13 protein-coding genes are annotated in these 11650 nt (G+C 69.7%); 8 read left to right on the top strand and 5 right to left on the bottom strand.

Annotated features, from left to right (window positions below; translation table 11 throughout):
- The first annotated feature begins 6 nt into the window (after window positions 1-6).
- Window positions 7-1227: a serine hydrolase domain-containing protein gene (locus J3S20_RS13785; RefSeq protein WP_216837082.1), complete on the top strand. Its 1221-nt coding sequence runs from the start codon at window positions 7-9 to the stop codon at window positions 1225-1227.
- Between the two features lie 8 nt (window positions 1228-1235).
- Complete coding sequence (locus J3S20_RS13780; RefSeq protein ID WP_216837081.1) at window positions 1236-1577, top strand: hypothetical protein; 342 nt, start codon at window positions 1236-1238, stop codon at window positions 1575-1577.
- On the opposite strand, the gene J3S20_RS13775 is transcribed toward J3S20_RS13780, so the two are convergent.
- Window positions 1574-2362, bottom strand: a complete 789-nt coding sequence (locus J3S20_RS13775) for an SDR family NAD(P)-dependent oxidoreductase (RefSeq protein ID WP_216837080.1) — start codon at window positions 2360-2362, stop codon at window positions 1574-1576. The genes J3S20_RS13780 and J3S20_RS13775 overlap by 4 nt on opposite strands.
- Window positions 2363-2446: 84 nt before the next feature.
- On the opposite strand from J3S20_RS13775, the gene J3S20_RS13770 reads away from it, so the two are divergent.
- The gene (locus J3S20_RS13770; RefSeq protein ID WP_216837079.1) at window positions 2447-3607 is read left to right on the top strand and encodes an amidase; all 1161 of its coding nucleotides are present in this window, start codon (window positions 2447-2449) and stop codon (window positions 3605-3607) included.
- 2 nt (window positions 3608-3609) lie between these two features.
- Entirely contained in the window at window positions 3610-4005 is a 396-nt protein-coding gene (gene hpxZ / locus J3S20_RS13765) for an oxalurate catabolism protein HpxZ (protein ID WP_216837078.1), read from the top strand.
- Here the strand turns inward: hpxZ and J3S20_RS13760 are convergent.
- The 4 genes from J3S20_RS13760 to J3S20_RS13745 form a co-directional block, all read right to left on the bottom strand.
- Window positions 3999-4229, bottom strand: a complete 231-nt coding sequence (locus tag J3S20_RS13760; RefSeq protein ID WP_216837077.1) for an alpha/beta fold hydrolase — start codon at window positions 4227-4229, stop codon at window positions 3999-4001. The genes hpxZ and J3S20_RS13760 overlap by 7 nt on opposite strands.
- Window positions 4230-4265: 36 nt before the next feature.
- Window positions 4266-4784, bottom strand: coding sequence for an alpha/beta fold hydrolase (locus J3S20_RS13755; protein WP_216837076.1), 519 nt, complete (start codon window positions 4782-4784; stop codon window positions 4266-4268).
- Window positions 4784-5671 carry an MBL fold metallo-hydrolase gene (locus J3S20_RS13750; protein ID WP_216837075.1) on the bottom strand — a complete coding sequence of 296 codons (888 nt, stop codon included), beginning with the start codon at window positions 5669-5671 and terminating at the stop codon, window positions 4784-4786. Before J3S20_RS13750 ends, J3S20_RS13755 begins: the two co-directional genes overlap by 1 nt.
- A 66-nt stretch (window positions 5672-5737) precedes the next feature.
- Complete coding sequence (locus J3S20_RS13745; protein ID WP_216837074.1) at window positions 5738-8059, bottom strand: polysaccharide lyase 8 family protein; 2322 nt, start codon at window positions 8057-8059, stop codon at window positions 5738-5740.
- 299 nt (window positions 8060-8358) lie between these two features.
- Here J3S20_RS13745 and kdsA point away from each other — a divergent pair, with 299 nt between their 5' ends.
- From kdsA to J3S20_RS13725, 4 genes are read left to right on the top strand one after another with little or no spacing between them, the layout of a single operon-like run.
- Complete coding sequence (kdsA, locus tag J3S20_RS13740) at window positions 8359-9201, top strand: 3-deoxy-8-phosphooctulonate synthase (RefSeq protein ID WP_216837073.1); 843 nt, start codon at window positions 8359-8361, stop codon at window positions 9199-9201.
- Window positions 9198-9932, top strand: a complete 735-nt coding sequence (locus J3S20_RS13735; protein WP_216837072.1) for a 3-deoxy-manno-octulosonate cytidylyltransferase — start codon at window positions 9198-9200, stop codon at window positions 9930-9932. The genes kdsA and J3S20_RS13735 overlap by 4 nt, the downstream gene beginning before the upstream one ends.
- Entirely contained in the window at window positions 9932-10933 is a 1002-nt protein-coding gene (locus J3S20_RS13730; RefSeq protein WP_216837071.1) for a KpsF/GutQ family sugar-phosphate isomerase, read from the top strand. Before J3S20_RS13735 ends, J3S20_RS13730 begins: the two co-directional genes overlap by 1 nt.
- Window positions 10934-10936: 3 nt before the next feature.
- Window positions 10937-11095, top strand: coding sequence for a hypothetical protein (locus tag J3S20_RS13725; protein WP_216837070.1), 159 nt, complete (start codon window positions 10937-10939; stop codon window positions 11093-11095).
- Window positions 11096-11650: the final 555 nt, after the last annotated feature.

Genomic DNA, 11650 nt, shown 5'->3' with positions numbered 1-11650 from the left:
AGCGCCATGGGCATCAGCATCGGAACGCCGGAGCAGGTGGGGCTTTCCACCGCGCGGCTTGCGCGCATCGATGCCTGGCGCGATTCGCTGGTCGCGGATGGCAAGGTCGCCGGCGCCACCACGCTGGTGTTTCGCCGCGGCCAGGTGGCGCATTGCGGCAGCAGCGGGCTGGCGGATCTCGCCCGCAGCACGACGATGACGCCGGAGACGATCCACCGCATCTATTCCATGACCAAGCCGCTGACCAGCGCGGCGATCATGATGCTGTACGAGGAAGGCCGCTTCCAGCTCGACGATCCGATCAGCCGCTTTCTGCCCTATTTCGCGAACCAGCGCGTCTGCACCGGCGGTGCGCGCGGCAAGGTGGATACCGTGCCGGCCATGCGCGGCATCACCTTCCGGGATCTGCTGACGCATACCTCGGGCCTCACCTATGGCTTCATGCAGGCGACCGCGGTCGATGCCATGTATCGCGATGGCGGCATCGACTATGGCAGCGCCGAGACCTCGCTGGGCGAGGTGACGGAGGCCTTGGCAAAACTGCCGCTGATCGCGGAGCCCGGCACCGAATGGAACTACTCGGTTTCCACCGACGTGCTCGGATACCTGGTGGAGGTCATTTCCGGCCAGCCATTCGCGGCCTTCCTCAAGGAAAGGCTGATCGATCCGCTCGGCATGGTGGACACCGATTTCCATGTGCGGGAGGGGCAGGGCGCGCGGCTCGCGGCAAACTACGCGCTGGGCAGCGACCGCAGCCTGAAGCTGATCGATGACCCCGCGACCAGCCGCTACCTCTCACCTCGAAAGGTGCATTCGGGCGGCGGCGGGCTGGTCTCGACGGCGGCGGATTATCTCCAGTTCTGCCGCATGCTGCTGAACAAGGGCGAGCTTGACGGCACGCGCTATCTCGGCCGCAAGACGGTCGAGCTGATGATGTCGAACCATCTGCGCGGCGATATGGCGGCGATGGGCCAGCCGCGCTGGTCCGAGAGCACGGCGGAGGGCATCGGCTTCGGCCTCGGCTTTTCCGTCACGCTGGACCCGGCGCGGGCACAAATCCTCGGCACGCCCGGCGAATGCGCCTGGGGCGGCGCCGCCAGCACCGCCTTCTGGGTGGATCCAGCGGAGGAGATGGCGGTGATTCTGCTGACCCAGCTCATGCCCTCCTCCACCTGGCCGCTGCGGCGCGAATTGCGCGTGCTGAGCTACCAGGCCGTGCTGGACTGAGGCGGCGCATGCCCCGTTTCCTCGCCGTCTATACGATGCGGCCCGAGAACGTCGCGCGCTTCCGCCAGATGCCCGAGGCGGAACAGGCGGCGGTGGATGCTGCGGGCGTGCCGGCCTGGGTGGCGTGGGAGGCGCGGCACGCGGCCGCCATCCTCGACCGCGGCGGCATGGTGGGAAAGACGCGGCGGGTGACCAAGGACGGCGTCGCGGAGGCTGTGAACGAGATCTGCGGCTACGTGGTCGTCGAGGCCGAGGACATCGACGCCGCCGCGTACCTCTTCGAAAACCACCCGCATTTCGCGATCTTCCCGGGCGATGCGGTGGAGATCATGCCCTTCGTCACCGACTAGATATTGAGCCGCGCGGTGCGCAGCGTCGGCAGGCCGATGCCGGTGGCCTCGAACCCGCCATCCACGGCGATGACCTGGCCGGTGATATAGCTGGCGCGGTCGCTGCACAGGAAGAAGATCGCCTCGGCCAGCTCGCTCTCCAGCCCGTAGCGGTTCAGCGGGATGGTGTCGTGGTAGTCGCGGCGAATTTCGGGCGTATGCACCGCCTTGGCCATCGCCGTGTCCACCGGCCCCGGCGCCACCGCATTCACGCGGATGCCGAGTGCCGCAAGCTCCACCGCCTGCTGCTTGGTCAGATGCGCCAGGCCCGCCTTGCTGGTGCCATAGGCGACGCGCAGCGTGGAGGCGCGCAGGCCGGAGATGGAGGTGATGTTCACCACCGCCCCGCCGCCGCCCTCCGCCATCAGCGGCGCCGCCGCATGCACGGCGAGGAAGGGCCCGGTGAGGTTCACCGCGAGCACGCGTGCCCATTCCTCCGGCGTCGTTTCCAGCATCGGCTTGAACACCGCGGTGCCGGCATTGTTCACCAGCGCATCCAGCCGGCCGAAATGCGCATGCGCCGCGCGTACCGCACCGGTGATGGCCAAGGCATCGGCCACGTCGCATTGCAGCGCCAGCGTGGTCTCCGACTGCGCGAGCGTTCCCATTGCGGAGTCGAGCAGCGCCGCGTCGATATCCAGCAGCGCCACGCGCCAGCCTTCCGCCAGGAAGCGTTGCGCCGTGGCCAGCCCGATGCCGCGCCCCGCGCCGGTGATGAGCACGACACGCGCCGTGTCCTGTGGCATGACGATGAACCCCGATCTTTCGCGCAGCATTCCACGGTCCGGCCCTGCTGCGCCATAGTCCGACGAGACGCTGCAGGAGCTGCCATGTCCCCCTTCGTGCCCGGCATCGAGATTCGCATCGAGGGCAGTCCCGGTGGCTCCCTCTCCGGCCTGCGCTTCGCCGCCAAGGACCTGTTCGATATCGCCGGCCACCCGACCGGCGGAGGCAACCCGGACTGGGCGCGCCAGAACCCCGTGCCGACGCGCCATGCCTGGGCGGTGCAGACCCTGCTGGATGCCGGCGCCACGCTGATCGGCAAGACGATCACCGACGAAGTCTCGCTCGGCATTCTGGGCGAGAACGCCTTTGAGGGCACGCCGCTGAACCCCGCGGCGCCGGGGCATGTGCCGGGCGGCTCCTCTTCCGGCTCCGCCAGCGCCGTGGCGCAAGGTCTGTGCGAGACGGCGCTGGGCACGGATACCGGCGGCTCCGTCCGCGTGCCGGCCAGCTTCTGCGGGCTCTACGGCATCCGGCCCACGCATGGCCGGCTGGATCTCACGGGCATGTTGCCGCAGGCGCCGAGCTCCGACACGACCGGCTGGTTCGCCCGCGATGCCGCGACTTTTGCCCGTGTCTCGGAAGTGCTGCTGCAGGAGAAGGTGGCGGAGGCGCTGCCCAACAACCTCCTCATCGCCACCGACGCCTTCGGCTTCGCCGAGCCCGAAACCACGGCCGCCCTGCAACCTATGCTCGACAAGTTGAAAAAGATCGTGCCGGAGTGGCGGGAGGAGGTGCTGGCGCCGCCCGGCCTCGTCGCCTGGGGCCGCGCCCAGCGCACGCTGCAGCCGGTCGAGGCCTGGGAGACCTTTCGCGAATGGGTGGAGCGCGACAATCCGCGCTTCGCCTTCTCCGTCGCCCGCGGCCTGGTGATGGCCGCCGCGACGCCGGAGGTGGAGCGCGGCTGGGCCGCCTTGATGCGCCAGGAGGTGCGCGGCCGGCTGCGCCACCTGCTGCCGCCCGGCACCGTGCTCGCCATGCCGACCACGCCCTTCCCGGCGCCCAAGGCAGGGCTGCCGCTCTCGGCGTTGAACCCGATCCGCGACCAGATTCTGTGTCTGTGTGCGCTGGGCGGTCTTGCGGGACATCCGCAAATCAGCCTGCCCGGCGCCACGGCGCAGGGGCGGCCCGTCGGCCTGTCCTTGATCGCGGCGCGCGGCGCGGACACGCTGTTGCTGCGCACAGCCCTGGCGATGGAGAGCCTTTGAAAATGGAAGTGAACATTCCCGAAGTGGTGGCGGAGATCCGCGCGCTGTTCGACCGCTACGAACAGGCGCTGATCGACAAGGATGTCGATGTGCTGGACGCCACCTTCTGGAACTCGCCGCACACCATCCGCTATGCGATCCATGAGAACGGCTATGGCTTCGACGAGATCCACGCGCATCGCGTGCGCCGCCCGCCAGGCCCCGGCATCAAGCTGGCGACGCGGCGGCTGGTGATCACCACGCTGGGCCGCGACTTCGCCACCGTGAACCTGGAATTCGACATGCGCGGGCGGGACATGCCGGGGCGGCAGAGCCAGACCTTTGTCCGCTTCCCGGATGTGGGCTGGAAGGTGGTCTCCGCCCATGTCTCCGTGACGGAATCCTCGCCGGCCTACTGATCCGCGAGGAACGTCAGCACCTCCGCCGCCAGCAGTTCGGGCGTCTGGATCGCCATGAAATGGCCGCTCTCCAGCACCCGGAAGCGGGCGCCAGCGATGGCCTCCGCCACCGGGGCGACACGCTCCGGCGGGCGGGTGTGGTCATGCACCCCGGCCAGCACCAGCACGGGGCAGGCGATGCTGGCCAGGTCGGCCGCCATGTCGAGGCCGGCCAGCATGCGCATGGTGCGCGCCTGACCGGCGGCATCCGCCCCCAGCCGCTAGGCGCGGGTGGCGGCGAAGCGGGCGGCATCGCCGCGCAGCGCCTCGGGGTAGGATTGCGCCAGCCCCGCATCCACCACGGCGCGCGTGCCCTCGCGCTCCAGCAGATCCGCGCGTTCTATGGCTGCGGCGCGGCCGGCCTCCGGCAGGCCGGTGGCGGGGGAGGTGACGATGGCGGCGCGGATGCGGCCGGGATGCGCGGCGGCCAGGTGCAGCGCCACAGCGCCACCCACCGCGGTGCCCAGCACCACCACGGGCTCGGTCAGACCCAGCGCATCCAGCAGCGCCACGGCATCATTGCCCGATTGCGCCAGCGTCATCGGCCCGGGCGGCTTTTCCGAAAGCCCCGCATTGCGCTGGTCGTAGCGCAGCACCCGGAAATGCGGGTGCAGCAGCGGCAGCACCGGCTCCCAGCTTTCCAGGCTGCCGCCCATTTCGTGCAGCAGCATCAGAATGGCCTGGCCCTCGCCCGAAATCTCGTAGCGCAGCGCGATCTCGGGCGTGGCGATCCAGGGCATCAGATGTCGCCGTCGAGGTCGAGCGACCAGGCATCCGGAACCAGGCGAAAACCCTCGCCGTCGCGGGCCAGATGGGCGAAGGCCGGGAAGTGCAGGTGCATGCCGGCGATCGCCTGCCGGTCCGTCGCCACCTGGTCGAAGATGCGGCGGCGGGTCTCGGCGGCCTGGGCGGGGTCGACATCCACCGCCATCGTCGCCTTCGGCCGCGCCACCTGCACCTCCGGCACATGCACGATATCGCCCCAGATCAGCAGGGATTTGCCGCCCGAGGCGATCAGGAAGCCGGTATGTCCGGGGGTGTGGCCGGGCAGGGGCAGCGCGGTGACGCCGGGAAACACCTCGCCGCCGGTGAAGAGATCGGTGCGATCCGCATAGGCGGCAAGCCGCGCCCGCGCGCCGCCGAAGAAGGCCGCCTGCCGCGCCGGGTCGGCGCGCCCCATCGCCGCGTCGTCGTGCCAATAGGCGTGCTCCGCGGCGTGCAGCCGCAGCTGCGCGGTGGGGTAGAGCGCGGCGCCGTCCGGGCCGGTGAGGCCGCCGAAATGGTCGGGGTGGAGATGCGTCATCAGCAGCGTGTCCACCGCCCCCGGCGCGATGCCGGCCGAGGCCAAGTTGCCGGCCAGGCGGCCAGTGGTCGGCTTGATCGGGCCGCAGCCGGTATCGATCAGCGCGACCCGGCCGCCGTGGCGGACCAGGAAGCCGTTCACCGCGGTGCGCCGGGGTACCGGGCGGAAGGCGGCGTGCAGGAGGGCGGCGGCCTCGGCCTCCGCGATGCCGGCCATGGTGCTGAGCGGGGCGTCCTGGTGGCCATCATTCAGGGCGGTGACCAGGATGTCCCCCACCCGCCGGTGCAGCACGCCCGCCACCTGCCGATCCTCATAGCCCTGCATGCCTCGTCCTTCCCGGCCTTCGAGGGTCGCAGCATGGCCACCCTGGCGCTGCCGGCAAGGGGGGCCTCAGCCGGGTGGCGGCAGGCGCAGATGCAACGCCTGACCGGCGCGCAGTGACGCCACCAGCCGCACCACCCCGTCTTCCACAACGGCCTGCAGCGGGTCGAGCCCCAGGGGGGGGCATGCCAGGCGGATCAGGGGCTGCCCGGCCTCCTGCCGTGTCAGTGGTGCGAAGGCCAGTTCCAGCCCCTCGGCCGTCTCCCGCAGCACGGCGCAGGCGGGCGCGAGCAGGCGCAGCGGGCCGAACCCGATTCCGCCGCCATCTGAGGGCACGCGCCAGGCGACCGCGGCGGTGATGCCGAGCGCCTTGTGCCGGACGGCATGCAGCCTGACGTTGCGGAGCAACACCTGGTGCGGCGCGGCGGCGGAGAAGGCCGCGGTCTCGGCGGCGTCGCGCCCCGGCAGCAGCGTATAGACGTAGCCGCCGGGCTCCCCCGGATTATCGTGCTCGATCCAAAGGGTCTGGTAGTTGCGCTGCAGCGGCTCCGTCGGGCTGGCGGGGCTTTTGTTGATGTCGGACCAGGCCCCGCTGCGGCGGTCCAGCATCGCCAGCAGCCGGGCCTTGCCGAGCAGCTTCGGCACGACATAGCCGCCGATGCCCTCGAGGTGCAGCCAGCGCTGGCTTGAAACGTCCAGTGGCACGGCGCCGCTTTCCAGCGGGCCGGCCGCACCGACCCATTGCCGGCTGCCCGACGCGCCGAGATTGCGGTTCTCGATCGTCGTCATGCAGCTGGCGCCGTGCCTGTGGGTCAGGTCTGACCCCAGCGCCGTGATGCCATCCTCGAACAGGAACCAGGATTTGCGGCCGGTCAGCTGGCCGCGTTCGGCATACAGCGCCATGGCGGCCACCGTAACGCCACCGAGCGCCACACCTCCAACCAAATTCGACCCGCTGGCATTGGCGGCCGCCCCGGCTTCCGGACGCTGCGCAATGGTGGTGCCGGGCAGCCGGCAAGGGTCCACTGTGGGCCAGAAGCCATCCTGAAAATGTGTCATGTCCGAGGTGAGATAGAGGCTGTTCATGCCCGAGGCGGTGAACCAGCCATGCAGATTTTCCTCATTCATCGACTCATAATTCGCGGTCCGCTTGCCGTGCAGTGCGAGGCCGAGGGTGAAGGCCGGCGCGCGGTAGACCACCCGATCCATCTCGATGAAGATCACGCTGCCGGCGGGCGGCGGCAGCGCCGGGATGGCGGGATCTTCGCATAGCAGGCGGGCCTGCTCGAGCAGGCCGAGGGGGATGTTCTCAGGCTCGAACAGCGGGTCGAAGGCGAAGAAGTCGCGTGCGCGATCAGCCAGGATATGATGCTTGACCGTGCCACGGAACAGCGTGGCCTCCGCCGGCGGTGCGATCTCGGCCAGCAGCAGCAGTGCGCGGAGCGCCATATGGCCCTTGCCGTGGTCGCTGCACCAGGCGCGGGAGATCTCCCGCCCGCGCACCATGTCCATCACCGCGCCATCGACCAGCAGCGGCAGCAGCCCGCGGCGCGCATCCTGCACCAGGCGCTGGCAGGCGTCCTGCGGCATGGGCCAGGGGCTGTGCTGCAGCAGGCAGGCCGTCTCCGCCGCGCGCAGCAGGAAGTCCACGCCATAGCCGCCGGTATAGGGGTGGCGGCGGTGCTGGATGAAGGACCCGTCGGGGCGGAACCCGTCGCGCGAGGCTGGCTCCAGGATTTCCTGCGTCAGCGTGCGCAGGCCCAGCAGCAGCCGCAGCGCGTCACCCTCCAGGATGGCGCGGCGGATGGCGATGCCGGCGGACCAGGCGCAATTCGCCCCGGTGGCGGGGCTGCGTCCTTCGCCCAGGCGCGCGGGATCCGGCGCGAAGCGCGCGATGGCGGCCAGCAGGCTGGCGCGCAGTGGCGGCGCGATCCGGTCCGCCAGCAGCACCTGCAGATCCAGCAGCCGCGCCGGGATGCCGATCTCCCAGTGCCACCAATTGCCGGGGCGGTCGCTGCGCGGCGTGAAGTGGTGCTCGGCGATCGGCTGCAGGGAATCGAGGATGGCCTGCGGGTAGGTGGCGGTCGCCGCCTCGTCGGGGCCGGCGAGGCGCCAGGCGATGGCGAGGTCCTTGAGGGACTGGACACGGCGCTGGATCTGGAAGGGGAGGTCCAGGGCCTCGGATTGCTCGGCGCCCGGCAGGGGAAGTGGCTCGGCCAGAGCCGGCAACTGCGCCGCCGCCCGCTGTAGCATCGGCTCGACCATGATGCGGTGACGGGTCCGGAGGGCAGGCGTCAGCGCGGGTCCGGTCAGGCCGAAGGCCCAGCTCCGCTTCAGCGCCGCGAAGTCGGCAAGATCCGGATCTGGCTTCGCCAGCAAAGCGGCCTGCATGGTCGATCTTCTTTCTGTCACGCTTCCGCGATTGTGGGAAGCCGGGCGGCAACTTCCAGAAGCGGCGTCCTGCGGCGGTGGCTTGCCTGCCCAGGATGTTTCGCACGCTGCAGGCGAAAGGCGTGCCATCCAGACGGAACGGCGACATCGTGCCCGGCCCGGTCGCAGACGCGCATGGAGAGAGGCCCCGGTCTGCAGCCAAGACGCGCCCGGTTTGATTGTGGGTCCGGCCGCGGTAGGATAGCTAGCGGTAACCTCCTGCTCAAGGAGATCACAACGTCAGATCCCGTGGAGCTCCTGTGCAGCACGAACAGACCGTCAGGATCGGCCCGGTTGCGCTCGGCAACCACCTGCCGATCGCGCTGATTGCCGGCCCCTGCCAGATGGAAAGCCGCGCCCATGCGCTGGAGACGGCGACGGCGCTGAAGGAGATCTGCGGCCGGCTCGGCATCGGCCTGATCTACAAGTCGAGCTTCGACAAGGCCAATCGCACCTCCGCCACCGCCGCGCGCGGCATGGGGATGGCCGCCGCTCTGCCGGTCTTCGTCGAGATCCGCGAAAGCTTGGGCCTGCCCGTGCTGACCGATGTGCATGACGCCGCCCAATGCGCCCCGGTGGCCGAGGCGGTGGATGTGCTGCAGATCCCGGCCTTCCTCTGCCGCCAGACCGACCTGCTGCTGGCCGCCGCCGCCACCGGCCGGGCTGTGAACGTCAAGAAGGGCCAGTTCCTGGCGCCCTGGGACATGAAGAACGTTGCCGCCAAGCTGACCGGCGCCGGTAATCCGAATGTGCTGCTGACCGAGCGCGGCGTCTCCTTCGGCTACAATACTCTGGTCTCCGATATGCGGTCGCTGCCGATCATGGCGGCGCAGACCGGCCTGCCGGTGATCTTCGACGCCACCCATTCGGTGCAGCAGCCGGGCGGGCAGGGCACCTCCTCGGGCGGGCAGCGGGAATTCGTCGAGACCCTGGCGCGGGCCGCTTGCGCCGTGGGTGTCGCCGGGCTGTTCATCGAGACGCATGAGGACCCGGACAACGCGCCCTCCGACGGGCCGAACATGGTCCCCCTGGCGCAGTTCGAGGGGCTGATCCGCCGGCTGATGGCGATCGACGCCCTGGTGAAGGGTTTTGCCACAGCATGAACCCCGTCATCCTGATCCCGTCGCGGATGGCGGCCACAAGGCTTCCGGGCAAGCCACTCGCGAAAATCCACGGCCAGCCGATGATCGTGCATGTCTGGCGCCGGGCGCTGGAGGCCGCAATCGGCCCCGTGCTGGTGGCGACCGACAGCCCGGAGGTGGCGCAGGCTATCCGGGCCGTGGGCGGCGAGGTGGCGATGACCCGCGGCGACCACCCCTCCGGCACCGACCGGATCGCGGAGGCGCTGACGGCCTGGGATCCGGAGGGCCGCTACGACACGGTGGTGAATGTGCAGGGCGACCTGCCGACCATCGCACCGGCGGCGATCCGCGCCTCCCTCACCCCGCTGGCCGATCCGGCGGTGGATGCGGCGACGCTGGTGGCGGAGATCAAGCGGGAGGAAGAGCGCACGGCACCCTCCGTGGTGAAGATGGTGGGCAGCGAGATCGCGCCGGGCCGCTTCCGCTGCCTGTACTTTACCCGCGCCACCGCGCCCACGGGCCCCGGGCCGCTCTGGCACCATATCGGCCTCTATGCCTGGCGCCGCGCGCCGATGCTGCGGATGGTGGCGCTGCCGCCCTCGCCGCTCGAGCTGCGGGAGAAGCTGGAGCAGCTGCGGGCGCTTGAGGCCGGCATGCGGATGGATGCGGTAGTGGTGGATGACGTGCCGCTCGGCGTCGACACACCCGAGGATCTGGAACGGGCGCGCGAGATGCTGCGGGAAGTCGCGTGATGGCAGTGGCGGACATGGCGGTGGACCACGGCGATCGGGTGCGTCGCGCCACCTTGCAGCGGACCGTCCGCCTGGAGGCGGAGGGGCTGACGGCCCTGGAATCGGCGCTGGCGGGGGAACTCGGCGATCGCGTGCTGGAGGCTGTGGAGCTGATCCTGCGCTCCGGCGGGCGGCTGATCGTCACCGGCATGGGCAAGTCCGGCCATGTGGGGCGCAAGATCGTGGCCACCCTCGCCTCCACCGGCACGCCCTCGCATTTCGTGCATCCGGCGGAGGCGAGCCACGGCGACCTCGGCATGATCCGCGCCGAGGACGTGGTGCTCGCGCTTTCCTGGTCCGGCGAGGCGCCGGAGCTGGCTGATATCATCAGCTATACGCGGCGCTTCAGCGTGCCGCTGATCGCCATCACCTCGCGGCCCGACAGCGCGCTCGGATCGGCCTCCGATCTCTGCCTGACGCTGCCGCGCATGCCGGAAGCCTGCCCGAACGGCCTGGCGCCGACCACCTCCACCGCGATGCAGCTGGCCCTGGGCGATGCCCTGGCGATGTGCCTGCTGGAGGCGCGCGGTTTCTCGCCCGCCGATTTCCGCGAATTCCATCCGGGCGGCAAGCTCGGCGCCCGGCTGAAGCGCGCGCGCGACCTGATGCATGGGGGCAGCGAGGTGCCGCTGGTCTCCGATCAGGCCTCGCTGGCCGAAGCGATCGTGCAGATGACGTCGCGACGCTTCGGCGTGACCGGCATCACCGACAGCGAGGGGCGGATCATCGGCATCCTGACCGATGGCGACTTGCGCCGGGCCTTCCAGAGCGGCTTCGTCAATGGTCCGGCCGCCGCGGTGATGACGCGCCAGCCGCTGACGGTGCCGCCGGATGCCCTGGCGCCCGACCTGTTGGCCACGATGAACGAGCGGAATATCACGAGCATCTTCGTCGTGGGCGAGGAGGCGCGTCCGCTCGGGATCGTTCACCTGCACGACCTGCTGCGCTCGGGCATCGTGTGAGAGATGGCCGCGGAGGAGCAAGTGGGACTGCGCGCCGGTCGGGCCTGCTTCGGCCGCAAGGCCGTCGCCATCCTGGTGAAGGCGGATCCGAGGACCTTGCCTTCTGGCCTCCTCGGCATTTCGTGCCTGGACAATTCGGCAGGCTTGAAGGAAACGATCTAGTGAATGGCTGACCTTGCCATGGTCCTGACAACGAATGCGGAGAGGTGGTTCACAGCCTGAACGAAGGCTCTCGCTTTTGGCGAAGGCCTGGAGGACGCCGGAAGCACCAATACCAGCTTGTCTCGGAAAAAGTTCGATAGTGGCTTAGAGACAAAACTTATCGAGAACGATACCTGTGCACGCGGACAGATCGTCCCCAAGCGTCGGCTTGCCCGCGGCCTCAGAGGTATGCGCATGGAATACGCGACCAGATGCGGATCGGGCGGCGCCAACGACGCTGTCCCATATTGCTGAGCGAAGGGGTGTGCTTTGCTAGCCAGTGTCGGTAGCCAGTTTTGGAAGGGCCAACAGGCCATCGCGGCAGGTCGGGCTAGCAGAGCTGCCGCACGTCCGGTCTTGGGGCTGGCGGGCTTCTAGGGCGCAGCTGTCGCCCGCTTCGACGTGACCATAGGATCGAGATGCCCATGCCGCATTCCCTGCCGCCCGCCTCGGACCTGATTGTTCCTGTGATCCTGTGTGGCGGCACGGGCAGCCGGCTGTGGCCGTTGTCGCGGG

The sequence above is a fragment of the Falsiroseomonas tokyonensis genome (assembly GCF_019024325.1).
Classification (GTDB): Bacteria; Pseudomonadota; Alphaproteobacteria; order Acetobacterales; family Acetobacteraceae; genus Falsiroseomonas; species Falsiroseomonas tokyonensis.
The sequence above is the reverse complement of the archived record's forward strand: the minus strand, read 5'-3'. Positions and strand labels throughout refer to the sequence as shown.